Here is a 22,019-nt window from a genome sequence, read left to right on the forward strand (position 1 = left end):
GGGGTGTCCGGGGTGGGGTGTTCCCGACTCCAGGGGTTCCGGTCCCTCGGGGTTCCTTCAGGCGTGCAGCTCGCCGTCGATGACGGTGACCGCGTGGCCGTTGAGGTGGGTGCGCTCGCCGCGCAGACGGGTGCGGACGATGCCGGTGCGCGCGCCGCCCTGGAAGCCGGTCAGCTCGTCGCGGTTGAAGCGGGCCGACCAGTACGGCGCGAGAGCCGTGTGGGCGCTTCCGGTGACCGGGTCCTCGTCGATGCCGACGGCCGGGAAGAAGCCGCGTGAGACGAACTGGTACGCGCCCTCCGGGTCGTCGGCGACGGCGGTCGCGATGATCCCGCGCTCGGACAGGCTGCTCAGCAGGGCGAAGTCCGGGGCGAGGCCGCGGACGGTGGCCTCGTCGGCCAGCTCCACGACCAGGTCGCCGATGTGGGGGGCGGTGTCGTGGACGGCGACCGGCTTCGCGCCGAGCGCCTTCTCCAGGCCCTCGGGCGCCGGGACCGGGGTGAGCGAGCTGGTCGGGAAGTCGAGGGTGATGGTGCCGTCCGGCTCGGCCGTGGCGATCAGGACGCCGCACCGGGCGGCGAAGCGGACGGTTCCGGTGGCGACGCCCGTGCCGCGCAGGACGTGGGCGGTGGCCAGGGTGGCGTGGCCGCACATGTCGACCTCGGTGGTGGGCGTGAACCAGCGCAGCGCCCAGTCGGCCTCGCCGCCGGGCGGCAGCGGGTGGGCGAAGGCGGTCTCCGAGAGGTTGACCTCGGCGGCCACCTTCTGGAGCCAGGCGTCCTCGGGGAAGGCGTCCAGGAGCAGGACTCCGGCCGGGTTGCCGGAGAAGGGCCGGTCGGTGAAGGCATCGACGATTCGCATCCGCATGGGACGGACCGTACCCGAGCCGGAAAACCACGGGCCAAGGCCAATCCGCGACGACTGGCCCGGGCGGGAGGCCGGGTCCGGGCGCGGCGGTGGGCGCGGCGGTGGGCGCCGTCGGGTGCCGCGGGTGTTGTCGGACGTAGTGTTCCGATATATCGTTGAGGCATCGCGACAGTTCAACGATGAGTCTCGATGGAAGGAGTGCGGCGATGCGTACCCACGGACATGAATTCGGGCACGGACACGGGAGCGGCCCCGGGGCCGGACGCGGGCCGTGCGGTCCTGGCCCTCGTGGTGAATTCGAGGGGCGGCGCGCGGCCTTCGGGCAGTTCGGGCCGGGCTTCGGCGGGCCCTGGGGCGGAGGCCCCTGGGGCGGCAGGGGCCGCGGCGGCGGCCGTGGCAGGGCGCGGCGCGGCGATGTGCGCGCCTCGATCCTGGCGCTCCTGAAGGACCGCCCGATGCACGGCTACGAGATGATCCAGGAGATCGTCGAGCGCACCGGCGGTGCCTGGAAGCCCAGCCCCGGCTCGGTCTACCCGACCCTCCAGATGCTGGAGGACGAGGGCCTCATCGCCAGCGAGAGCGAGGGCGGCAAGAAGCTGTTCACGCTCACCGACGCCGGGCGCGGCGAGGCGGAGGCGGGTCCGGAGGCCCCGTGGGAGGAGGTCGGGCGCGGCGTCGACTGGGATGCCGTGAACGAGATCCGGCAGGCCGGCTTCGGTCTGATGGAGGCCTTCGGGCAGGTCTGGAAGACCGGCAGCGCCGACCAGCGGCAGAAGGCGGTGGAGGTCATCAACGAGGCCCGCAAGAAGCTGTACCTGATCCTGGCCGACGAGCACTGACCGCACCGCGTGTGGTGAGCGCTCGGGTCGGGAGGGCGGCCGGAGGGCGGGCCCGGAAGTGACGAGGAGCCCCGCGGCGACGTGACCGCGGGGCCCCTTCGCGTACGGAGCGGGCCGGTCAGGCGACCAGGCCGGCGAGCTTGCGCAGCGACTCGGTCAGCGCCGCCGTCGCCGAGTCCTTCAGCTTGCCCGCCATGAGGGACACGGCCGCACCCGTGAACTCCCCGTCGATCCGTACGGTGGTGGCCTCGCCGTCGGCGGTGAGGGAGTAGCGAGTGCCGACGTCGACGCCCATCGGGCCCTTGCCGCGGATCGCGAGCACCCGGGCGGTCTCCAGCTCCTCCACCCGCCAGGTCACCTCGGCGGGGAAGCCCATCAGCTTCATGTTCTCCGCGAAGGTCGCGCCGGTCTCCAGGGTGGCCGGGCCGCCGTTCGGGAAGTTGGTGTGGGTGGCGTTCCACTGACCGTACGCGCCCCAGTCGGTGAGCTGTGCCCACACCTTCTCGGCCGGTGCCTCGATGCGTGCCTCCGCGCTGACTTCGGCCATGGGACCACCCCTTCACGCGTACCTGTCGGCAGTTCGGTGTCGCGGAACGTAGCCGCAGGGGCGTGAACATTCAATACTGATGAACTGTCAGTTCTGCGGTCTCGCCGTCGATCCACCACATCTGCGCGGAGTCGAACCAGTCGGAGGCGCGCGGTCCGTCGCCCTCGTCGTGACAGTGGAACGCGGCCCAGAAGAGATCGGCGGGCAGCGCGTCCCGCGGCGCGTAGACGCGGTAGACGTACTGCCGCCCGTCTTGCGCGAGCAGGGCCACCATCCAGAACATGCCTGAAGGACGTCACGCGACCGGCCAGTGGTTGCGTGGAGGGCGCATGGCAAGGCGGCGCGCGCCCCTGGAGGGAGAACTCGCCGGATCTCCTCCGCAAGGAGGAGGAACCGGTCGTCCGTGCCCGACTCCGGTGGGATGCGCACATGCTCCTCGGCGGGGATGTCCGGGCCCGCCGGGGCTGATGAGCTGGAAGGGTGCAAGTTCCTGTCCCTCCGGTCCCGCCTCCGGTCCCCTCCATACGGCCCGTGCCCCCTGCCGCCGCGTCCTCACGTCCTTCCGGGCCGTCGGCGGAGCCTTCCGGGCTTTCGGCGCAGTCCGTCGCACCGTCCCCGCCCCCGTCCCCGTCCGCGCCTGCCTCGTGGACGCCGGTGTCGACCTCGCCGGTGCCCCTGACCGGTTCGTCCGGCCGTGCGCCCGCGCCCCGGGTGGCCTCCGGGCGGCTTCCCTCGGCCGCCGAGCGCCGTGCCGAGTGCGCCGACTTCGAGGACCGGCTGACCGCGGAGCTCATGACGGCGGTCGGCGGCGCTCGGCGGCGGGCCCTGCGGGACGGCGACCGGCAGATCGACACCGCCCACCTCCTGCACTCCCTCGTCGAGGCCGACCCCGAGACCGCCGCCGTGCTCGACGAGGGCGACCGGCTCGCCCGCGTCCTCGGCTACCTCGTCCAGCGCTCGATCGGCTACGGGCTGCGCTGGCAGCGCGCCGCCGAGGAGACCGGCTCCGGCCTGCCCGTCGTGCGCGGCGGCGGGAACGGCGCCGCCGGCTGGTCGCCCGCCGCGGGCACCGCCCTCGCGGGCGCCTTCGAGCGCGCCGTGCGCCGCGGGGACCGGCGGGTCCGCGGTCTCGACCTGCTCGCCGCACTCGCCGCCGATCCCGGCAACCGGGCCGCCGAGGTGCTGCGCCGGGCCGGGGTCGACGCCCTCGCCCTGACCGCCCGGATCGAGGAGCCGTCTCAACAGGTGTAACGGCACTTACGCTGCTGACCCGGTCCTGTCATGATGGCCCGATGCACGCGTCTCAGGGGAGAAGCGCCGGCCTGGGAATCGCCCTGGCCTCGGCCTTCGCATTCGGTGGTTCGGGAGTGGCGGCCAAGCCGCTCATCGAGGCGGGCCTCGATCCGCTCCACGTGGTGTGGCTCCGGGTGGCCGGTGCCGCCCTCGTCATGCTGCCCGTGGCCTGGCGCCACCGGGACCTGGTGCGCCGCAAGCCCGGGCTGCTCGCGGGCTTCGGCCTGCTCGCCGTCGCCGGCGTCCAGGCCTTCTACTTCGCCTCGATCTCCCGGATCCCCGTCGGCGTCGCCCTGCTCGTCGAATACCTGGCGCCCGCCCTCGTCCTCGGCTGGGTCCGCTTCGTCCAGCGGCGGCCGGTGACCCGCGCCGCAGCGCTCGGCGTCGTCCTCGCCGTCGGCGGGCTCGCCTGCGTCGTCCAGGTCTGGTCCGGCCTCGGCTTCGATCTCCTCGGCCTGCTCCTCGCGCTTGCCGCGGCCTGCTGCCAGGTCGGCTACTTCGTCCTGTCCGACCACGGCGGCGACGAGGCCGACTCCGCCGACCCGCTCGGCGTCATCGCGTACGGGCTCCTCGGCGGCGCCCTCGTGCTCACCGCCGTCGCCCGCCCGTGGGGCATGGACTGGTCGGTCCTCGGCGGCACCGCCGACCTGAACGGCACGGCGACCCCGGCGTGGATACTGCTCGGCTGGATCGTGCTGATCGCCACCGTCCTCGCGTACGTCACCGGCGTCGTCTCGGTGCGCAGGCTGTCGCCGCAGGTCGCCGGGGTGGTGGCCTGCCTGGAGGCGGTCGTCGCGACGGTCCTCGCCTGGGTGCTCCTCGGCGAGCACCTGGCGCTGCCGCAGATCGCCGGCGGCGCGCTGGTCCTCGTCGGCGCCTTCATCGCCCAGTCGTCGACGCCCAAGGCGCTGCCTGCCGAACCGGTGGCGGCCTCGGCCGGGCCGGCCGCTGACCCGGCCACCGAGGGGGCCGGCGCGTCGGGGGAGCGGGTCTCCTCCTGAGGTCTCCTCCTGAGGGGTGAGGCGGCGAGGCCGCGAGCTTCGCAGCGGCCTGCGGCTCCGACCGCGCGATGTCCTAGGATCCTGACCATGCACGCGACCGTTCTTCCGCCTCCCGCCGCGTAGCGCGGGCGGCACCTTCCGCTGACGAAGACCGGGCCCGGGCGCGCCGACAGGCCCCCGGGCGGTCCGTCGCTGCCCGCCCGCGGAGCCGAGCGACCGACCGCCTCACCCCCTGTCTTCCACGGAGAACGCACGTGTCCAACGCCGTCGGTTCCGCCCTGTCCACGGGGCGGAGCCTCATCTGTCTGATCGTCGCCGGAATCGCCTGGGGCACGGCGGGAGCAGCGGCCTCGCTGGTCTTCCGGGCCAGTGACATGGGCCCGCTGGCCCTGTCCTTCTGGCGTTGCGTGGGCGGCCTTGTGCTGCTGCTCGGCGTCCTCGCGCTGCGGCGCGGCACTCGGGCCGAGGCCGCCGCCGCTGCCGAGCCGCGCCGGCGCAGGCTCGTCCGCGTCCTCGGCACCGGCATCGGGCTGACCGTCTTCCAGAGCGCCTACTTCGCCGCCGTGCAGGCCACCGGTCTCGCGGTCGGCACCGTGGTCACCCTCGGCGCCGGGCCCGTGCTGATCGCGGTCGGCGCACGGCTCCTCATGGGCGAGCGGATCGGGGCGGGCGGCGCCGCCGCCGTCGGCGGGGCGCTCGCCGGGCTGGGCGTCCTCGTCCTCGGCGGCGGAGGAGCCGAGGTGCGACTGCCGGGCGTCCTGCTCGCGGTCCTGTCCGCCACCGGGTACGCGGCGATCACCCTGCTCGCCCGCCGGTTCGGCCGCACGGGCGGCGGCGGGGACGCGCTGTCCACCACGACCTGGTCCTTCGCCGTCGGCGCCGTGGGGCTGCTGCCCCTGGCCGCCGCGGAAGGGCTCGTCCCGCACACCGACGCGCCGCTGCGGATGCTCGCCCTGCTCCTGTACGTCGCGGCCGTCCCGACCGCCCTCGCCTACGCCCTGTACTTCGCCGGAGCCGCCGTGGTCCGCGCCGCGACCGTCTCGGTGATCATGCTCCTGGAGCCGGTCAGCGCCGCCCTGATCGCGGTCACCCTCCTCGGCGAACACCTGACCACGGCGACGGTCACCGGCACCTTCCTCCTGCTCCTGGCCGTCACGGGGCTCGCCGTAGCGGAGACGCGGAGGGCGGCGACCGTCGCGTAGGCGGGCTGTCCGGACGGACCCGGGCCCGGGTCAGTCCAGGCAGAACTCGTTGCCTTCGATGTCCCGCATCACGATGCAGGCGTCGTGACCGTCGTAGAGCAGGCGCACGCGGACCGCGCCGAGGGGTATCAGGCGGGCGCACTCGGCTTCGAGGGCGGCCAGGCGCTCCTCGCCCACGAGGCCGGTGCCGACGCGGACGTCGAGATGCACACGGTTCTTGACGGCCTTGCCCTCGGGCACGCGCTGGAAGAACAGACGCGGTCCCACGCCCGCGGGGTCCTCGCAGGCGAATCGGGATCCCCGCTGTGCGGGCGGCAGCGAGCGGTCGAAGTCCTCCCACGAGTCGAACCCCCGCGGTGGCGGTGGGACGACGTACCCCATCACCTCGCACCAGAAGCGTGCGAGGCGCTCGGGCTCCGCGCAGTCGAAGGTGATCTGAACCTGCCTGGTCGTCGACATCGGCGCACCATAGCAGGGGTGCTCCGGCGGCCGTTCCCGGTGTCAGGCGGCATGGACGAGGACGGCGCGCGGCGCCCGCTGCCTACAGCGCGGCGAGGTAGTCGGGCAGCGGCGTGCCCGCGGGCCGGCCCTCGGCCGGGACCGGAGTGCCGTAGCCGCGCTGGACGGGGACCACGCCGGACCAGTGCGGCAGCGCCGCGTCCTCGGGGTCGTCGTTGGGGCCGCCGCTGCGGACCTTGGCCGAGACCTCGCGCAGGTCGAGGCGGAGCACGGCGGTGGCGGCCAGCTCCTTGGCGTTCGCCGGCCGGGAGTCCCCGGAGCGGCCCGGGACCACGTGGTCGACCAGCGCGTCGAGGGCGATGCACAGCTCCTCCGGGTCGGTGACCTGGTGGGCGACGCCGTGCACCACGACCGAGCGGTAGTTGATCGAGTGGTGGAAGGCGGACTTCGCCAGGACCAGGCCGTCCACGTGGGTCACGGTGAGGCAGACCGGAAGGCCCGGCGCGTCCTCGCCCCTGCCCGCCGACCGCAGCGGACGGGAACCGGTCGAGCCATGGACGTAGAGCGACTCGCCCGTCCGGGCGTAGAGGGTCGGCAGGACGACCGGCGCGCCGTCGCGGACGAATCCGAGGTGGCAGAGGTACGTCTCGTCGAGGATCGCGTGGACGAGCTCGCGGTCGTACGAGGCGCGCTCGCGGGAGCGGGTGGGAACGGTCCGCTCGGTGGGCTCGTACGAGTCGGGTGCCTCGGGGGATCCCGTGGGCCCGGGGACCTGGTGCGCGCCGGAAGAGGGACCCGTCGGCTGCTGCGTCGTCGACGTCATTGCGGACTCCATTGCACTAGTGCATACTGTGTTTTGTGCTAGGAGAGTATCGGATCGAAGGTCGTCGCGCAGCGGAGATCGCCGCCAGCGTCGAGCGCGGAGTCGGCGCCGGGCAGCTCGGGCCCGGGCAACTGCTTCCACCCATGCGGGAGTTGGCTGCCACCCTCGGCGTGAACCCGAACACCGTGGCCGCCGCCTACCGGACCCTGCGCGAGCGCGGTGTCATCGAGACCGACGGGCGACGCGGCAGCCGCGTGCGCTCCGCGCCCGCGACGACGGCCCGCGGCTCCCTCCGCGTCGAGGCCCCCGAGGGCGTCCGGGACGTGAGCAACGGCAGTCCCGACCCCGCCCTGCTGCCCGCGCTCGACTCCGTGCTCGCGACGGTCGCCGGCGAGTACGCCGGGCGGCCGACGATGTACGGGGAAGCGCCGGTGGACGAGGAGTTCGCCCGGCTCGCCCGGGCCTCCTTCGACGAGGGCGGGGTGCCGGCCGGACCGGTCGGCGTCGCCTCCGGTTCGCTCGACGCGGTCGAGCGCGTGCTCCTCGCCCATCTGCGGCCGGGTGACGCCGTCGCCATCGAGGACCCTGGCTGGGGCAGTCTGCTCGACCTCGTGCCCGCCCTCGGACTCCGGCCCGTGCCGGTCGCCGTCGACGACGACGGGCCGCTGCCCGACGCGGTGGCCCGGGCGCTGCGGGGCGGAGCCCGCGCGCTCATCGTCACCGACCGGGCGCAGAACCCGACCGGCGCCTGCGTCACCGCCGACCGCGCCGCCGCGCTGCGGGCGGTCCTCGACGCGCACCCCGACGTGCTGCTCGTCGAGGACGACCACGGGCACGGCATCGTCGCCCAGCCGCTGCATCCGCTCGCGACCGGCGCGGGGAAATGGGCGTTCGTGCGCTCGGTGGCGAAGGCGTGGGGGCCGGACCTGCGGGTCGCCGCCTTCACCGGCGGCGCCGAGACCGTCGACCGGGTGCTCGGCCGTCAGCGGCTCGGACCCGGCTGGGTCAGCCGGCTGCTCCAGCGCGCCGTGGTGCACCTGTGGCGGACGGGCGCGGTCGAGCCGGAGGTCGTGGCGGCGTCGTACGGGGCGCGGCGCGACGGCCTCGTCCGCGCGCTCGCCCGGCGCGGCGTGGCGGCGCACGGGCGCAGCGGCATGAACGTCTGGGTGCCGGTCGCCGACGAGACCGGCGCCGTCGCCCGGCTCCTCGCGGCCGGCTGGGCGGTCGCGCCCGGCGCGCGCTTCCGCATGGAGGCGGGTCCGGCCGTACGGTTCACGGTCTCCGGGCTCACCCGCGCCGACCTGGAACCGCTCGCCGACGCCGTCGCGTACGCGGCGGGGCCGGCACCCGCGCGCAGCTACGGGTGAACGGAGGCCCGCCGGGCGGCCCTTCGGGTTCGCCGTCGGACGGCGGGTAGGCGCCCCCGGCGGCCGGGGACCGGTGACCGGCACCCGCCCTCGCTGGCATTCGCTGTCGGACGGCCGGTAGCTGCCCCCGGTGATCGGCACCCGCCTCCGGCGACCGGCACCCGCCTCCAGGGCGCGGCAACCGTCTCAGGGTCCGGCGAGCTTACGGAAGTCCCAGGACGCGACGGCGTCCGGTGTGAGCCGCATCCAGGCGTGCCGGCCGTCGTGCGGCATGGCGTCCAGGCCGAAGTTCTTGGCGGCGAAGAGCCGTTCGGGCTCCTCCAGTTCGCGGCAGGGCTCGCCGGTGCGCGGAGCCTCGCCCACGAACTCCACGCTGCCCGAGAGCTCCACGCCGCGCAGCTCTCCGTACTCCTCGCCGTCGTCGATCACGACCGCGATCCGCGGGCGCGCCGTGAGTTCGGCCCAACGGCGGCTTCGGGTGAGGGAGTAGAGCCAGAGGGAGGTGCCGTCCCAGGCGAACCAGAGCGCGCTGACGTGCGGGCGGCCGTCGGCCGACACCGTCGCCACCCGGCAGGTCCGCTGTTCGGCGAGGAACGTGTCGAGCTCCGCCGGAGTCATCATGATCCGGCGTCCACGGCGCTGTGCGACGGTCATCGTCCGCACCCTTCTGGATTTCTGATGAGGTGTCAGAAATCATGGGCCCTGCACCCGTGGCGGTGCAAGGTGGTGAGTGACGCGCATCGAGGAGGCCGACGTGAGGGGTTCGGACCGGCTCAGGGAACTGCTCGCGCCCGACGGCGCCGTCCTGCTCACCGTCGAGTGCCAGGAAGGCGTCGTCGGCCGGGACGGCGCCCTGCCCGAACTCGCCGCCACCGCACGGGACTCCGGGGCCCTGGGGAACGTCGCCCGACTCGTCGCCGCCGCCCATGAGGCCGGTGTCCAGGTCCTGCACGCCGTCGCCGAGCGGCGCCCCGACGGGCGCGGCGCCAACCACAACGCCCGGCTCTTCCGCGCCGCGGCCCGGCTCCCCGTGCAGCAGCACACCGGAAGCGCCGCCGTACGGATCGCCGCGCCCGTCGAGGTGGCCGAACAGGACCTGGTCGTACGGAGGTTGCACGGGCTCTCGCCGATCGCCGGCACCGACGTGGACGCCCTGCTGCGCAACCTGGGTTGCCGGACCCTCGTCGTCACCGGCGTCTCCGCGAACGTGGCGATACCCAACGCCGTCTTCGACGCGGTCAACCTCGGCTACACCGTCGTCGTCCCGGGCGACGCCATCGCGGGCGTGCCGGCCGACTACACACCCGCGATGATCCGCCACACGCTCGCCCTGGTCGCGACCATCGCGACCACGGACGACGTGCTCGGCTGCTGGGAGAAGCCCCGGCCGGTCAGCCGAGCCTGATCGCCTCGCCGACCACCTCGATCGGCGTCGGCTCCAGCGGCCGTGTCGCGGGACCCTGCTTCACGCTGCCGTCGTTCGCGTCGAAGCGGCTCTGGTGGCAGGGACACACGATCACGCCGTCGGCCACGCTGCCGACGTGGCAGCCCTGGTGGGTGCAGCGCGAGGAATAGGCCTTGAACTCGCCCTTCTTGGGCTGTGTGACGACCACGCCCTTGTCGGCGATCACCTTGCCGCCGCCGACCGGGATGTCGGCGGTCATGGCGAGAGGCGTGGCCTCCTCGACGACCTCGGCGCCGCCGTCCGCACCGCCCGAGCCGTTCTTCCCGCCGCCGTCGCCGCCACAGGCGGCGAGGGCCGCCGTCAGACCGGCACCGCCCGCCGCCGCCACGACCGTTCTGCGCGCCACACCGCTCATACCGCTCCTTCTCCACCGAGACGGCCACGATCACCGTCGTCCGTCGTACGTGCGCCATCGTGGCGGATCCGGCGGCGCGGCGCCACGGTTCACGGCGGCGGAAATACGGCATCGGCGGTGCCGTGGGCGCCTCCCTCCGGCCTGGACGGGCGGGTCGGCGGATCGCCGGCGGGTCCTCGACCGGTGCCTCAGTGGGCCGTCCGCTCGCGGACCGTCGTCGTCCAGGCCGGCTGCGCCTCGGCCGGTCCGGGTTCCGCCTCGGCGCGGCGGCCGCCGCGGGCGAAGAAGTCGGCGAGCGGGAGGATCGCCGCGCCGATGGTGACGGCCTCCGGGCCGAGGGTGCCCAGGCCGATGGTGACCCGGTCGGCGGGGTAGCGCAGCGCGTAGGCCCGCGCGTGGACACGGACGCCGGCGAGGAAGCGCTTGCCGAGCCGGAGTCCGGCCCAGCCGCCGACGAGGATCCGTTCCGGCTGGAAGAGGTTGACGAGGTCGGCGAAGCCGGCACCGAGGTACTCGGCGGTCTCGTCCAGGACGGCGAGCGCCGTGGTGTCGGGCTCGCGGCCGGATCCGGGCTCCGGGTACGCCGCGGCCAGCAGCGCGGTCAGCGCCGTCTCCTCGTCCGCGCCGGCCGGCGGGCGGCCGCCCGCCTCACGCCAGCGTTCGAGCAGCGCCTCGGCGCCCGCGTACGCCTCCAGGCAGCCCAGGGCGCCGCAGCGGCAGCGCCGGCCCCGCACCCGTACCGTCATGTGGCCCCACTCCAGCGCGCGGCCGGGGCCCAGCGGATCGGTGGCGACACAGGCCCCGACGCCGGAGCCGAAGAGGACGAAGACGGCGCTGTGGGCGCCGCGGCCCGCGCCGAACCACAGCTCCGCCTGGCCGAGCGTGCGGGCGCCGTTGTCGATCCGGTACGGGACCGTCGCGGGCAGGTCGACGGACTCGCGCAGCAGCCGCTCCAGCGGCACGGCGTCCCAGCCGATGGTCTGCCCGTGGACGACGGCGCCGTCAGGGCCGCCGTGGGCGACGATGCCGGGGACGCCCGCGCCGACACCGAGCAGCCGGCCGGGGTCCGCACCGGCCTCGCGCAGCACCTCGGCGATCCCGTCGCGGATGTGGCCGACGACCAGACCGACGTCGTAGCGCTGGTTCCGCTCGGGTCCGTCGACCGCCAACGGGCGTTCGGCGCGTGCCAGTTCGGTGAGGGTGAGGTCGAAGAGCTCGATCCTGATCCGGGTCTCGCCGACGTCGACGCCGATCATGCAGCCGCTGTCGGGGCTGACCCGCAGCAGGGTGCGGGGCCGCCCGCCCGCCGAGTCGACGCTGCCGGCCTCCTCGACGAGGCCCTCGGCGGCCAGCTCGGCGACCACGTTGCTGACCGAGCCGGAGCTGAGTCCGGTCGCGGGACCGAGCGAGAACCGGCTCATCGGGCCGTCGAACCAGAGCCGGCGCAGCACCGCCGTGCGGTTCTCCCTTCGCAGGTCGCGCACCGTACGCCCGTTCGTTGCTCGCACCTCAACCCCCGCTTCCTCAGACCCTGTTCCGCAAGATACACCTGGCGCGAAGCCTTGACGCACCCTTCTCTTGAAGATTAACTCACGCAATAAATTAAGGTCCCGTGAGATGTCCCGCCGGGACACCTTGGCCCACACCCCCGGCGCGACCGGCAACCGCGACCACGGCGATGCCGGCTCGGTCAGCGGCCCCCAGGCCGAGGAGTGCGTGGCGGCCGCGCACGACGAGGACAGCTTCGTCGCCTTCGTACACGAGCGCATACCCGCCCTCGACGAGCGGCTGATCCGCCGGATCACCCGCATCGTCGAGGAGACCTACGAATTCGACTACACCTTCCGCGAGTTGCGCGAACGTCGGCTCGACGCGCCCGTCACCGTCCTCAAGGCGGCCGGTGACGACTACTCGTTCATCGAGGGCAGCTCCGGATACTCCGCCGCCCCCGCCACGGTCATCGAGCTGGAGGGCGATCACTACAGCGTCCTCAAGGAACGCGGCATCGCCGAACTCGTGACCGCCATCCGCGGCCGACTCGCCGAATAGCCCTCATACCGCCAGGACTTGGAGTCCTCATCGTGCCGCACATGGACATTTCGTGCTACGGCAGGGAATTCACCCACCCCACCGCGGTGATCGTCGGCGTCGTCGCCTGGGGGCTCACCTTCGGCGGTGCGCCGACGCTGCTCCAGACGGCCATCGCGGACGCGGCCGGCGACGGCGCGGACGTGGCCCAGTCCATGCTCGTCACCGTCTTCAACCTGGCCGTCGCGGGCGGCGGCGTGGTCGGCGGTCTGCTCCTGGAGTCGTCCGGCCCCGCTTCCTTCCCGTGGGTCCTGCTCGCGTTCGCCACCCTGGCGTTCGCGGTCGTCGGCTCCGCCAGGGCCGGCTTCCGCCCGGGCAGCCGTGGTGCCGCCTGACGGCGGGACTCCCGCGACCGCGGGCCGGCAGCGGCCCGCGGCCGGGACGGATCCGGCGCGAACCGGGCGGAGACCGTCTCCATCAGCCCCTGACGGACGGCGCCGGCGTACGTGACGGAGCCGGCGTCCTCGGCGAACAGCGCGCCGTACGCGCCGGCGTCGGGCCGGTGCGTACGGGCGGCGCGGCAACCCGTCGGCTCGAGCCGGTGCGTACGGGCGGCGCGGCAGCCCGCCGGCTCGGGCCGGTGACGCTAACAGCCGTACTTCTCAGCGAGGTTGGCGGCGGCCTCGCGCACCACGGTCGCGCTGTTGCGGATCGCGGTGTCCCGGTCGACGAGGCCCCTCTTCTCCGCCTGCGACGGCGCGCTGAGCGACACGGTGACGTATGGGGCGGTCGAGCCCATCCGGGCGGCGCAGCCCGCGGGCAGCGCCGCCTCGGCCCTGTCGGGGAGCGCCCAGCCGGTGACGCCGGCGCCGAGCGGGACGGAGTCCTTCCGGTGGCCGGGGGCGCTCCGGGTGTCCTGGACGATCAGCTGGTAGACGCCCCGGAGAGCGTCGCCGTCCGGGGCGGCGCGCCGCACCTGGCAGCCCATGAACACCGCGTAGTCGCCGCTCGTGCCCTTGCGCTGCCACTCCTCCGCGCTGAGCTCGCCGCCCCCGCCGTCGTCGATCAGTTCCGCCGTCTGCCGGCTGAGCGCCCCGTAACACAGGCTCTCGGGCAGTGGCGGCTGCTCGTCGCCGGGCCAGAGGCCCGCCGTCACGACGGCCGCCCCGGCGATGCCGAGCACGAGGCCGAGCGGCAGCCACTTCCTGTCCACGGCTACGGCTGTCCCATCCTCTTCTGGGCATCCTCGATGCCGTACTGGTACCACTGTTCGGCGGCCGCCTGGAGACCGTCCTCGTACTCGCCCGGGGTGGCGTCCAGCTCCTCGTCCGTGAGGCCCTTGTCCTTCGCTACGGTGCGCATCATGGCGTCCAGCTGGTCCTCACCGTTCTCGAAGTGCTTGACCATGTCCCGCCGGGTGTCCTCGTCGACCTTGGCGTTGAGCTCGTTCATGTACGCCGCCGTGGCGACGTCGATCGAGCGCTGAATCGCGTCGCCGGCCACCGGGATGGCCGTGAACGGTGCGCCGATGACGTGATAGTTCATCATCTTGTTCCAGCTGTTGGTGTCCTTCTCCGCCTGGCCGAGGTCGTAGATGACGTCGCCGCGCACGGCGTCGAAGTGACCGAGCACCGACGCCGACTGCTTGACCCAGGCACGCAGTTCGGGATTCTCCTTGCGGAACGCCTCCGGCGGGAAGTCGTTCATCCCCTCCGCGATCACCACGGTCTGCGAGTGGTGCATGACGCCGAAGGCCTTCGGGTCCTCGGCGACGCCGCGCATGAGCCGGGCGAGGTCGCCCCGCTCGATGGTGAGGTCGTTGAAGTCGGTCGGCCCGTCCATCTTCTTGCCGAGGATCTGGTGCACGTCCGAGGCGTAGTCACCGATCATGTTGCCGATGCTCGTCCGCATCGCGACCGGCACGGAGCTCTGCGTCCCGTACGTCGTCTCGCCGGTGTACTCCTTGGCGACCCGCTCGAAGATCGCGGACTGTGCTCCGTCGTGGCGGTTCCCGACGCCGTGCAGCGGGGCGTCCGGCGTACGGCCGGTGGCCGCGGCCTCCAGCGCGGCACCGAGTTCGGCGCGGGCCGAGGTGCGCTGCGTCTCGTCGGGCATCTTGAACTCGACGTCGCCGCCCGGCCACTTGCGGTCGTCCAGGAAGTACTTGAGGTTGTCCGTGGTGTTCGGGTCGAAGTAGGCGGTGGCGGCGGAGGGGTTCCGGCTCATGGCGTTCAACAGACCCTTCATCGGGTCCGCCTGCGTGCCCTGCCAGTTCTTCATGTAGCCGTCGTAGGCGTCGTCGTTGTTCGTCTCCCACTCGCGGATGGTGTCGCCGACCTCGGTCAGGAACGCCTCGCTGTAGACCGGGTCGCCCTTGTCCTTGTCGTAGGGGGAGGCCTTCTTGTCGTTCGGGTCGTACGCCTTGTCGCCGGCGTCGGCGGCCATCAGGTCGGTGAGGTCCTTCAGGGTCGCGGCGCCGCCCCCGATGGACCCGGGGTGGCGGTTGGAGAGGCCGTTGCCGTCGCGGGCCGTGGTGATCAGCTTGTCGGTCCAGGCCGAGGTCACGCCACCGGGGGAGCCGATCGACGAGTCGGGGCCGGTGGCGGTGGCGAGCGTGCCGGACAGGGCCTTGTACAGGCGGGCGTCGGTGGCGGAGAGCTGGCCGTCGCGGCCGCCCGCCTCCAGGCTTCCGGCCAGGAGCAGCACCGCCTCCTGCTGGTCGCGGCCCCGGTAGCTGAGGTTCGTCATCAGCTGCTCGGCGAAGGCCGGGTGGTCCTTGCCGCCCTCGACGAGGGTGAGCAGCCGCTCGCGCTCCTTGTCGTCGAGGTGCTCCCAGCGGGCGTACAGCTTCGCCGCCTCGCGGCCGTTCGCCGCCTGCTGCTTCTCCTCCTCGCGGAGCTTCTTCGCCTCGGCGACGCCGCCGATGTCGGCGCCGGAGAAGTCGTTGGGGTGGTTCTTGATCAGGGCGCGCAGACCCCAGGCGCAGAGCTCGTCGGCCTCGTTCGCGCGCTTGAGGATGCCTTCGATCTTCTCGCGCAGCGCCGCGAACTGCGCCTCGGTGGCGACCGGTTCGGTGCTGTCCTTGGAGCGGCGGTCCGGGTGGACCCGGTGGCTGAGGACGCCGTTGGGGTAGATCGTGATGCCCGGCGGCGGGTTCTCGTACGTGTTCTTCAGGTCGGTCTGCGCCGACTTGAGCAGGGTGTGCGCGTCCTGGAGGAGGTCGCGCACGGACTCGGCCTCGGCGACGGCGTCGCCGAACTCCTTGGCCGTCTTGGTCACGAACTCCTTCGTGACGGTGGCGTTCTCACCCCGCCAGGTGGACTTGCCGGCCTTGGACGTCATGGCCGCGGCGTCCGTCTTGAGCTGCGTCAGCTTGGTGATCATCTCGGACCACTGGGTGACCGCGGTGTTCATCGGGCCGAGCTTGGCGTTCAGAAGCTGCTCGAACGAGGGCATGTCTGGCTCGGCTCCTTACCGGAAGAACTTGTCGATCTGGGAAGCGGGCACGGCACCGTCCCGGCCGGGTGCGACCGGGCCGATGATGCGCAGCTGCGCCGCGATCCAGTCGTCCTCGGCCTGGTTCGACTTCTTCGTGTAGTTCAGGTGGTTGGAGATGTGCGCACATGCCTGGAGGAGCGTCTTGACCTGGGTTTCCCAGGTGCCGTTCACCTCGCTCAGGGCCGCGCCCGTGTCGAAGCCGTCACCCTTCAGACTCGTGCCCGCGGTCTCGCTGGCCGCGTCCGCGTGCTTGCCGGCCGACTGGAGGCCGTTGAACAGGCCGTGGGCGGCATGCCCGATCGCGCCGAGGTCGTCGTCCTCGACGACGTAGTCGCCGGAGCCCTTCGCAGGAGTGGACGATCCCGTGCTGTCCGCCTTGTTCAGCCGCATGGCGACGGCGGCCTTCTCCGCCGCCCACTCGTCTTCGAACGACATCGTCGACACCCCCGTGTCCGATTGCAAAGGCTTCCCGGCCTGCCGCGCCGCCCACGCGGCCCTACGGCCAACCATAGGGTGCCGATCATAGGTACGGGTTCCGGATGTGCGCGTGGCTCGCCCCGCACGTGTTCGCAAAGGAGCAGGTCAGAGGTGATATCGGCATCCGAAGAATGGGTGTCAGCATGTATGGATTCATCGACAAAGACCGGCAGGCTCCGCCCCACCGGAGCCTCTCCGGCCGGGCGCCCCCGGGAGCGGTCGCCGGCGGACAGCCTGGCCGGATGCTTACGGAAGTGACAGCGACCCGCTCCGTCACGCCCCTGCGTGAGGGCGGCTCGCTGCCCGGGATCGTCGAGGCCGGCGATCGGCTCACCGGACCGGAGCTGGCGCCGGCGCACGCGACCCGTACCGCTCCACGCGCACGGTGTCACGGGTGAGCCGGGGGCCGACTCGATACGAGGAGCGGTCTTGTCGGGACGGCGAGCGGCTCAATGCCGGTCGTCGGCTTCCAGGCGTACGAAGGGGATCTGCTCGCCGGCCGAGCGATAGCCGGCGGCGCTTCCGTCCGCAGGGAAGCCCATGAACCGGCAGAGCGCCTGGGCGGCCCGCGGGTGCCTCCGGGCGTATTCGACCATGATCCGGCCGCCCTCCTCGGGACTCGGGAACCGGGCCGTCACCACTTGGTAGCGGCGCCCGAACTGGATGGTCGCCTGCGGCGTGTGACGCAGGTTGCGGTACCACTGGGCGTCGGGTCCGAAACCGGAGGCGATGGTCCACGTGCGCCGAGCGCGGTCGTGGGCGACCACCTCCAGGACCACCTCGCGCGACCGGCCGGACGTCCGGCCGGTATGGATCAGCAGGAGGAGTCGCCCGCCGAACAGGGGGCCGAGGCCAGCGCGGAACAGACGGATCGGCAGTCGGAGGAGGCGGCGTCTCCAGCCGGTGGGAGTGCGAGGGCGTTGGGGTGCGGGATGCATGCGGCGGTTCTCCTGGCACGGCGGTGGGGCGGGCGAGCGGCTTCGGTTCGACAGCGGCTCGACGCGAGTGCTACTCGACGAGGCTGAACCATTGCACAGTCCAAACGTGGGGTCGAGAGCACGACTGTGCCATCCGGTCGTGACATCTGCTGGTGGCCGCGATCGTGGCGCTCGGCACCCTCATCGCCCCGGCGGTGTCCGAGGTCGCCGCCGAGGCGGTGCTGACCGCTGCGGGCCGCACCCAGGACGTGGTCGTCACGGCAGTCGCGCACGAGCCGACGGCGAGCCCCGCACCACGGCTCCGTCCGCCGGCAGGACGGTTCCGTCGCCGTCGTGCGGTCCTCCCGGGTGCAGTCCGTCGGGTTCTACCAGCCCAGAGGATGAGGGTCCGGGTCCTCCACATCGAACGCCGGTTCCTGACCCGCGGTGTTGAAGGCATCGAGCGCCTCTACGAGCGCGCCGCGCTGGGCGGGTTCAAGGCGGCGGAGGATGGCCCTGACCTCCGTGTGCCGACGGGCGGTCACGCCCTGGACGACCTGGCTTCCCTCCACGGTGAGGCTCAGTACGGTCTCCCGGCGGTTGTCCGGGTTGGTGCGCCGGCTCATCAGGCCGGTGGCGATCAGTCGGTCCACCATGCGCATGGCGGTGGAGGGCTGGACACCCAGGTGGTCCGCGAGGGCCACCAGCTTCGACGGGCCGTGGCTGGACAGGACCACGAGCATCCGGAACTGGGGCAGGGTGATGCTGTCCTCGACGGTCGCGAGCGAGCGGGCCGAGACGGCGACGAGCAGCCGCGACGCCGTGATGACGGCACGCGTGACGGCCTCGATGTCGTCAGCGGCGGGTTCGGTCTGCTCGTACTCTCCCATGAGGACCTTTGTACCGCGCGTCGACGCGGGCGTGAGCGGGTGGGTGTGGGCCACGGCAGGTCGAGGTCGCGTCTCCGTCCTTCGCCGGAGGGCGCGAGGGCGGGGGCGACGCGGCCACACTCCGGGGACATGGCGTGCCGCGTGCGCTGGTCACAGGGGCTCGTTGCCCGCGGGAGCGCTCATGACGACGGCAGATCCGGTGATCCAGGGCCGCGAGGTGTGTACGAGCGGTCGGCGTGGCGGGACACGTACGAGCAGCTGCCGGCCGCCGACCGGCAAGGCCCGCTGAAGCAGACGACCTCGACCGGCGGGAACCACGTCGCCTTCCCGCTGACCGAGGACGGCGCCGAAAGGACCGCCGATGCGTACAGCGGCACCTGCGAACGGCTTCGCCGGCTCAAGGCGGAATTCGATCCGGACCACGTCTTCCGCGTCGACCGCAACATCCCGCCGGCCGGATGAGGGACGCCACGCACCCGCCCGGTCACCACGTTGTCAGGAGCGATACCGCAAGAGCAGCATCGCCGCGTCGTCCCCGAGCGGTCCGCCGGCGTGCTCGATGATGTCACCGTGGAGGGCGTCCAGAGCACGCTCCGGGCTGTCGGCCTTCAGCAGATGGAGCCGGGAGTCGAGCGGGTAGAACTCCCCCCGTGCGTCGCGGGCCTCGGTGACCCCGTCCGTGTAGAGCAGCAACTGATCGCCCGGGTGGAACGCCGCTGTCAGAATCTCGGGGCTCTCCGTCCCGTGCGGCCCCAGCCCGAGCGGCAGCGCCCGTGTCCCTGGTGTGAGGAAGCGGGCGGTGCCATCGGCGTGGACGAGCAAGGGAGACGGGTGCCCGTAGTTGAGCAGGGCCACGTTCCGGTCACCCCGGATCTCGGCCACGACCGCTGTCACGAACCGCTCGCCGCCCAGGCTCCGGTTCATGGCCCGCTCCAGCCGGGCGCTCACGCCGGTGAGTTCGGGCTCGTCGTGGGCCGCCTCCCGGAAGGCCCCGAGCACGTCGGCGGCCGTCTCCACCGCGTCGAGCCCCTTGCCCTGGACGTCGCCGACGATGACACGGACGCCACCGGGCGAGGTGACCACCTCGTACAGGTCCCCGCCGATGCGTGCCTCCGCGACGGCCGCTGTGTACGAGACGGCGGCACTGAGCTCGCCCGCGGTCCGCGGGACGGGACGCAGCAGAACCCGCTGTGCCACCTCGGCGATCGAGCGGACGCTGGCCAGTTCCGCCTCGCGGCGCCGCCTCATGACGGCGGCGACCAGCCCGGCGGCGGTGACCCCGACCACCGAGACCAGCGCCGTGGTACCGCGCCGCCCGGGGAACAGGCCGTCGTACCAGCCGAGGGCAAGGCAGAGGGCCACCGCGAGCATCCCGATCAGAGCGGTGCGGCGAGGGCCGCCGGTCAGACCGGCGAACGCGGGTCCCAATGCCACCAGAGGCAGGAGGCCGACCGCCGGACCGGCGGTGACGTCCGCGACCGCGGTGACCGCCATGACGGCATAGGGAAGAAGGGAGAGCGCGCGGGTGTCGTCCGGCGGTTGGTTGGACAAAGTACTCCCCGATGGATCCGATCCCTGGTCGCGCCCTACCCGGTGACCCACACCGGCGGGCCGGCGCCCGGTGAAGGCATCCGGTTGCCTTTAGCCTATGCAATGATCCCGTGCCTGCCGTCGAGGGCTGTGTGGACCGGCTGCCGGAGACCATTTCCCCGGCCCGGTACGCGGCCCGTCCCCGGCCCGGTACGCGGCCCGTCCCCGGCCCGGTACGCGGCCCGTCCCCGGCCCGGTACGCGGCCCGCACCTCGGCCGCGTTCGTACCAGATCAGCTTCCGCGCGCTCAGTCGTCGATGCGGCGATCGTCCCGCATGTAGTCGAAGGCGTCGGTCGGGCGTGTGCCGAAGGCGCAGAGGGCCTTCTCGGCGGTGACGGTCGGCCACACGCTCTCCTCATGTCGTCGGGCGGCCCCCTGGCCCTCGCCGGCCGCCACTGCCCGTGCCTCGGACGGTCACCGCCGAGCTCGCCCGGGCGTCCTGCTCGCAGACCGGGCGGCACGTGCCCGTTCTGTCCCGGGGCCGGCTGGGTAGGGGGTGGGTAGGTCCCCCTGAGGGAGGCTGGTCCGATGTCGTGGTTCGTATGGCTGCTCGCCGCCGCGGCGCTCGGTGTCGCGGAGTTCCTCAGCCTGACACTGGTCTTCGGGTTGCTGGCAGCCGCTGCACTGGTGGCCGCAGTGGTCGCCGGTGTGGGCATCGGCCTTCTCGGCCAGCTCGTGGCGTTCGGAGCGGCGGCGGCAGCGGGTCTCCTCATCGTCCGTCCTGTCGCGCTGCGGCAGATGGCGCAGGCGCCCCTTTCCCGCGACGGCAGCGATGCGCTGATCGGCAAGCGGGCCGAGGTGACGCGGGAGGTCACGGCGACCCGCGGTCTGATCAGGATCTCCGGTGAGGAATGGTCCGCGCGCGCTCTCGACGAAAGCCTGGTGATCCCCGTGGGAGCGCTGGTGGACGTCATGGAGATCGAAGGCGCGACGGCCGTCGTCTACCCCCGCGAGCTCCTTCCGTGAAGGGCTGAACACGTCTCGAGGGAGGAATGGTGGATCCGGTTGTCATCCCGATTCTCGTGGCGGCGATTGTCGTCGTCTTCCTCGTTGCCGCCACGGTGCGGATCGTCCCGCAGGCGCGCCGCTACAACATCGAACGGTTCGGCCGGTATCGGCGGACGCTGCAACCCGGCCTGAACTTCGTCGTGCCGGTGGCGGACCGTGTCAACACCAAACTCGACGTGCGCGAGCAGGTGTACTCGTCCGACCCCAAGCCGGTGATCACCGAGGACAACCTCGTGGTGAACATCGACACCGTGCTCTATTACCAGATCACCGACCCACGGGCGGCGGCCTACGAGGTCGCTGACTATCTCCAAGCGATTGATCAGCTCACCGTGACCACGCTGAGGAACGTCATCGGATCCATGGACCTGGAGGAGACGCTCACCTCACGTGAGGAGATCAACGCCCGGCTCCGCACCGTCCTGGACGATGCCACCGGCAAGTGGGGCATCCGGGTCAACAGGGTCGAGATCAAGGCCATCGATCCACCGGCCACCATCAAGGAGGCGATGGAGAAGCAGATGCGGGCCGAGCGTGACAAGCGAGCGGCCATCCTCCACGCCGAAGGAGAGCGGCAGGCCAAGATCCTCACCGCGGAAGGGACGAAACAGAAGGACATCCTGGAAGCGCAGGGCACACAGCAGGCCATGATCCTTCGTGCGGACGGCGAGGCGAAGGCGGTGGAGAGGGTTTTCCAGGCCGTTCATCGCAACAACGCCGACCCGAAGATCCTTGCCTACAAGTACCTTGAGACGCTCCCGCATCTGGCGAAGAGCGACAACAACACGTTCTGGGTGATACCGGGAGAGCTGACCGAAGCGGTCCGCGCCGTGACGAGCGCGTTCGGTGATCGGTCGGCGATGGGTCTTCCCGGCTCCGCGCAACCCGAGGAAGCGACCACCACCGGTGCCGACGGCGCGGCGGGCGACGGCAGGGCACCGGAGCTCGAGGCGGGCTCGTCGCTCCCGCTCGACGCCGCCGCGGCTGCCGACGAGGTCGCGAAGCGGGCTGCCGCCGCGGTGAGTGACGCCAAGGCCGAGGCCGAGGCCGCGGGGACGCCCGAAGTGCCGGGCCGGGGGCAGAGGTCCGGGGACTGAGTCCCTACGGGAAGGGCCCAGGGGGAGGGGCGACCGCCGCCGCGCCCGCGCTTGCCGTACCACGGGGGAGGGGGCGACCGCCGCCGCGCCCGCGCTTGCCGTCCCAGGGGGAGGGGGCGACCGCCGCCGCGCCCGCGCTTGCCGTTGCTGCAAGGGTGATCGAGGGAGGGGCGCCGGCCAAGCGCGCGGACCCGGCGGCCGGCTCGCTCTGTTCTGTCATGCGGCCAGGTCCACCTCCTCCATGCGGCCGCGTTCACCTCTTCGTCCACCGTGACCCGAGGTTCTCCCGGCGCCG

24 protein-coding genes and 2 pseudogenes are annotated in these 22,019 nt (G+C 72.7%); 12 read left to right on the forward strand and 14 right to left on the reverse strand.

Annotated features, from left to right (window positions below; translation table 11 throughout):
- Nucleotides 1-57: 57 nt before the first annotated feature.
- Nucleotides 58-867: a PhzF family phenazine biosynthesis protein gene (locus ESG85_RS03660; RefSeq protein ID WP_128976551.1), complete on the reverse strand. Its 810-nt coding sequence runs from the start codon at nucleotides 865-867 to the stop codon at nucleotides 58-60.
- Nucleotides 868-1,073: 206 nt separating this feature from the next.
- On the opposite strand from ESG85_RS03660, the gene ESG85_RS03665 reads away from it, so the two are divergent.
- Complete coding sequence (locus ESG85_RS03665; RefSeq protein WP_128976552.1) at nucleotides 1,074-1,706, forward strand: PadR family transcriptional regulator; 633 nt, start codon at nucleotides 1,074-1,076, stop codon at nucleotides 1,704-1,706.
- Nucleotides 1,707-1,824: 118 nt separating this feature from the next.
- On the opposite strand, the gene ESG85_RS03670 is transcribed toward ESG85_RS03665, so the two are convergent.
- Both ESG85_RS03670 and ESG85_RS03675 read right to left on the reverse strand, forming a co-directional pair.
- Nucleotides 1,825-2,253: a type II toxin-antitoxin system Rv0910 family toxin gene (locus ESG85_RS03670; RefSeq protein WP_128976553.1), complete on the reverse strand. Its 429-nt coding sequence runs from the start codon at nucleotides 2,251-2,253 to the stop codon at nucleotides 1,825-1,827.
- Between the two features lie 70 nt (nucleotides 2,254-2,323).
- Nucleotides 2,324-2,536 carry a hypothetical protein gene (locus ESG85_RS03675; RefSeq protein ID WP_128976554.1) on the reverse strand — a complete coding sequence of 71 codons (213 nt, stop codon included), beginning with the start codon at nucleotides 2,534-2,536 and terminating at the stop codon, nucleotides 2,324-2,326.
- Nucleotides 2,537-2,907: 371 nt separating this feature from the next.
- Between ESG85_RS03675 and ESG85_RS03680 the strand changes: the two genes are divergently transcribed.
- The 3 genes from ESG85_RS03680 (at nucleotide 2,908) to ESG85_RS03690 (ending at nucleotide 5,749) form a co-directional block, all read left to right on the forward strand.
- Complete coding sequence (locus ESG85_RS03680) at nucleotides 2,908-3,504, forward strand: Clp protease N-terminal domain-containing protein (protein ID WP_425471148.1); 597 nt, start codon at nucleotides 2,908-2,910, stop codon at nucleotides 3,502-3,504.
- A gap of 41 nt (nucleotides 3,505-3,545) precedes the next feature.
- Nucleotides 3,546-4,547 carry an EamA family transporter gene (locus ESG85_RS03685; RefSeq protein ID WP_128976555.1) on the forward strand — a complete coding sequence of 334 codons (1,002 nt, stop codon included), beginning with the start codon at nucleotides 3,546-3,548 and terminating at the stop codon, nucleotides 4,545-4,547.
- Nucleotides 4,548-4,801: 254 nt separating this feature from the next.
- Entirely contained in the window at nucleotides 4,802-5,749 is a 948-nt protein-coding gene (locus ESG85_RS03690) for a DMT family transporter (RefSeq protein ID WP_128976556.1), read from the forward strand.
- A 30-nt stretch (nucleotides 5,750-5,779) separates the two neighbouring features.
- Here the strand turns inward: ESG85_RS03690 and ESG85_RS03695 are convergent, their stop codons facing one another.
- Nucleotides 5,780-6,208: a VOC family protein gene (locus tag ESG85_RS03695; protein WP_128976557.1), complete on the reverse strand. Its 429-nt coding sequence runs from the start codon at nucleotides 6,206-6,208 to the stop codon at nucleotides 5,780-5,782.
- 82 nt (nucleotides 6,209-6,290) lie between these two features.
- Complete coding sequence (locus ESG85_RS03700; protein ID WP_246094790.1) at nucleotides 6,291-7,031, reverse strand: pyridoxamine 5'-phosphate oxidase family protein; 741 nt, start codon at nucleotides 7,029-7,031, stop codon at nucleotides 6,291-6,293.
- 35 nt (nucleotides 7,032-7,066) lie between these two features.
- On the opposite strand from ESG85_RS03700, the gene ESG85_RS03705 reads away from it, so the two are divergent.
- Nucleotides 7,067-8,398, forward strand: coding sequence for an aminotransferase class I/II-fold pyridoxal phosphate-dependent enzyme (locus ESG85_RS03705; protein WP_128976559.1), 1,332 nt, complete (start codon nucleotides 7,067-7,069; stop codon nucleotides 8,396-8,398).
- Nucleotides 8,399-8,584: 186 nt separating this feature from the next.
- Here ESG85_RS03705 and ESG85_RS03710 read toward each other — a convergent pair whose 3' ends face one another.
- Nucleotides 8,585-9,052: a pyridoxamine 5'-phosphate oxidase family protein gene (locus ESG85_RS03710; protein WP_128976560.1), complete on the reverse strand. Its 468-nt coding sequence runs from the start codon at nucleotides 9,050-9,052 to the stop codon at nucleotides 8,585-8,587.
- A gap of 76 nt (nucleotides 9,053-9,128) precedes the next feature.
- Here ESG85_RS03710 and ESG85_RS03715 point away from each other — a divergent pair, with 76 nt between their 5' ends.
- The gene (locus ESG85_RS03715; protein WP_425471149.1) at nucleotides 9,129-9,803 is read left to right on the forward strand and encodes a cysteine hydrolase family protein; all 675 of its coding nucleotides are present in this window, start codon (nucleotides 9,129-9,131) and stop codon (nucleotides 9,801-9,803) included.
- Here ESG85_RS03715 and ESG85_RS03720 read toward each other — a convergent pair.
- Entirely contained in the window at nucleotides 9,790-10,218 is a 429-nt protein-coding gene (locus ESG85_RS03720; RefSeq protein ID WP_128976561.1) for a Rieske (2Fe-2S) protein, read from the reverse strand. The genes ESG85_RS03715 and ESG85_RS03720 overlap by 14 nt on opposite strands.
- Before the next feature lie 188 nt (nucleotides 10,219-10,406).
- On the reverse strand, nucleotides 10,407-11,726 hold the full coding sequence (locus ESG85_RS03725) for an ROK family transcriptional regulator (protein ID WP_128976562.1): 1,320 nt from the start codon (nucleotides 11,724-11,726) through the stop codon (nucleotides 10,407-10,409).
- 175 nt (nucleotides 11,727-11,901) lie between these two features.
- Here ESG85_RS03725 and ESG85_RS03730 point away from each other — a divergent pair.
- A pseudogene (locus ESG85_RS03730) lies at nucleotides 11,902-12,267 on the forward strand (hypothetical protein); the annotation flags it as partial.
- Nucleotides 12,268-12,308: 41 nt separating this feature from the next.
- Nucleotides 12,309-12,641: a hypothetical protein gene (locus ESG85_RS03735; RefSeq protein WP_246094791.1), complete on the forward strand. Its 333-nt coding sequence runs from the start codon at nucleotides 12,309-12,311 to the stop codon at nucleotides 12,639-12,641.
- A 251-nt stretch (nucleotides 12,642-12,892) separates the two neighbouring features.
- Here ESG85_RS03735 and ESG85_RS03740 read toward each other — a convergent pair whose 3' ends face one another.
- From ESG85_RS03740 to ESG85_RS03750, 3 genes are read right to left on the reverse strand one after another with little or no spacing between them, the layout of a single operon-like run.
- Entirely contained in the window at nucleotides 12,893-13,459 is a 567-nt protein-coding gene (locus tag ESG85_RS03740; protein WP_128976563.1) for a hypothetical protein, read from the reverse strand.
- Nucleotides 13,460-13,461: 2 nt separating this feature from the next.
- Entirely contained in the window at nucleotides 13,462-15,702 is a 2,241-nt protein-coding gene (locus ESG85_RS03745; protein WP_128976564.1) for a DUF6571 family protein, read from the reverse strand.
- Nucleotides 15,703-15,717: 15 nt separating this feature from the next.
- Nucleotides 15,718-16,179 (reverse strand): hypothetical protein, encoded by a 462-nt coding sequence (locus tag ESG85_RS03750; RefSeq protein ID WP_128976565.1) that lies wholly within the window; start codon nucleotides 16,177-16,179, stop codon nucleotides 15,718-15,720.
- A 284-nt stretch (nucleotides 16,180-16,463) separates the two neighbouring features.
- Between ESG85_RS03750 and ESG85_RS36855 the strand changes: the two are divergent.
- A pseudogene (locus ESG85_RS36855) lies at nucleotides 16,464-16,547 on the forward strand (HipA family kinase); the annotation flags it as partial.
- Nucleotides 16,548-16,670: 123 nt separating this feature from the next.
- Here ESG85_RS36855 and ESG85_RS03755 read toward each other — a convergent pair.
- Both ESG85_RS03755 and ESG85_RS03760 read right to left on the reverse strand, forming a co-directional pair.
- Nucleotides 16,671-17,159, reverse strand: coding sequence for a nitroreductase family deazaflavin-dependent oxidoreductase (locus ESG85_RS03755; protein ID WP_128976566.1), 489 nt, complete (start codon nucleotides 17,157-17,159; stop codon nucleotides 16,671-16,673).
- Between the two features lie 365 nt (nucleotides 17,160-17,524).
- Nucleotides 17,525-18,028: a MarR family winged helix-turn-helix transcriptional regulator gene (locus ESG85_RS03760; RefSeq protein ID WP_128976567.1), complete on the reverse strand. Its 504-nt coding sequence runs from the start codon at nucleotides 18,026-18,028 to the stop codon at nucleotides 17,525-17,527.
- 219 nt (nucleotides 18,029-18,247) lie between these two features.
- Here ESG85_RS03760 and ESG85_RS03765 point away from each other — a divergent pair, with 219 nt between their 5' ends.
- Nucleotides 18,248-18,490, forward strand: coding sequence for a BBE domain-containing protein (locus ESG85_RS03765; protein WP_164986154.1), 243 nt, complete (start codon nucleotides 18,248-18,250; stop codon nucleotides 18,488-18,490).
- Between the two features lie 33 nt (nucleotides 18,491-18,523).
- Here the strand turns inward: ESG85_RS03765 and ESG85_RS03770 are convergent, their stop codons facing one another.
- Nucleotides 18,524-19,522, reverse strand: a complete 999-nt coding sequence (locus ESG85_RS03770; RefSeq protein WP_128976612.1) for a PP2C family protein-serine/threonine phosphatase — start codon at nucleotides 19,520-19,522, stop codon at nucleotides 18,524-18,526.
- A gap of 625 nt (nucleotides 19,523-20,147) precedes the next feature.
- Between ESG85_RS03770 and ESG85_RS03775 the strand changes: the two genes are divergently transcribed.
- On the forward strand, nucleotides 20,148-20,585 hold the full coding sequence (locus ESG85_RS03775; protein WP_128976569.1) for an NfeD family protein: 438 nt from the start codon (nucleotides 20,148-20,150) through the stop codon (nucleotides 20,583-20,585).
- 29 nt (nucleotides 20,586-20,614) lie between these two features.
- On the forward strand, nucleotides 20,615-21,724 hold the full coding sequence (locus ESG85_RS03780) for an SPFH domain-containing protein (RefSeq protein WP_128976613.1): 1,110 nt from the start codon (nucleotides 20,615-20,617) through the stop codon (nucleotides 21,722-21,724).
- Nucleotides 21,725-22,019 lie beyond the last annotated feature (295 nt).

Origin of the sequence: Streptomyces roseicoloratus (assembly GCF_004117935.1) — a bacterium.
Classification (GTDB): Bacteria; Actinomycetota; Actinomycetes; order Streptomycetales; family Streptomycetaceae; genus Streptomyces; species Streptomyces roseicoloratus.

Coding starts and splice junctions, on each gene's coding strand:
- ESG85_RS03685 (WP_128976555.1), top strand. CDS start 3,546: ATGCACGCGTCTCAGGGGAGAAGCGCCGGCCTGGGAATCGCCCTGGCC.
- ESG85_RS03670 (WP_128976553.1), bottom strand. CDS start 2,253: ATGGCCGAAGTCAGCGCGGAGGCACGCATCGAGGCACCGGCCGAGAAG.
- ESG85_RS03735 (WP_246094791.1), top strand. CDS start 12,309: ATGGACATTTCGTGCTACGGCAGGGAATTCACCCACCCCACCGCGGTG.
- ESG85_RS03770 (WP_128976612.1), bottom strand. CDS start 19,522: ATGGCGGTCACCGCGGTCGCGGACGTCACCGCCGGTCCGGCGGTCGGC.
- ESG85_RS03710 (WP_128976560.1), bottom strand. CDS start 9,052: ATGACCGTCGCACAGCGCCGTGGACGCCGGATCATGATGACTCCGGCG.
- ESG85_RS03720 (WP_128976561.1), bottom strand. CDS start 10,218: ATGAGCGGTGTGGCGCGCAGAACGGTCGTGGCGGCGGCGGGCGGTGCC.
- ESG85_RS03695 (WP_128976557.1), bottom strand. CDS start 6,208: ATGTCGACGACCAGGCAGGTTCAGATCACCTTCGACTGCGCGGAGCCC.
- ESG85_RS03775 (WP_128976569.1), top strand. CDS start 20,148: ATGTCGTGGTTCGTATGGCTGCTCGCCGCCGCGGCGCTCGGTGTCGCG.
- ESG85_RS03660 (WP_128976551.1), bottom strand. CDS start 867: ATGCGGATGCGAATCGTCGATGCCTTCACCGACCGGCCCTTCTCCGGC.
- ESG85_RS03750 (WP_128976565.1), bottom strand. CDS start 16,179: ATGTCGTTCGAAGACGAGTGGGCGGCGGAGAAGGCCGCCGTCGCCATG.
- ESG85_RS03665 (WP_128976552.1), top strand. CDS start 1,074: ATGCGTACCCACGGACATGAATTCGGGCACGGACACGGGAGCGGCCCC.
- ESG85_RS03700 (WP_246094790.1), bottom strand. CDS start 7,031: ATGACGTCGACGACGCAGCAGCCGACGGGTCCCTCTTCCGGCGCGCAC.
- ESG85_RS03675 (WP_128976554.1), bottom strand. CDS start 2,536: ATGTTCTGGATGGTGGCCCTGCTCGCGCAAGACGGGCGGCAGTACGTC.
- ESG85_RS03745 (WP_128976564.1), bottom strand. CDS start 15,702: ATGCCCTCGTTCGAGCAGCTTCTGAACGCCAAGCTCGGCCCGATGAAC.
- ESG85_RS03760 (WP_128976567.1), bottom strand. CDS start 18,028: ATGGGAGAGTACGAGCAGACCGAACCCGCCGCTGACGACATCGAGGCC.
- ESG85_RS03755 (WP_128976566.1), bottom strand. CDS start 17,159: ATGCATCCCGCACCCCAACGCCCTCGCACTCCCACCGGCTGGAGACGC.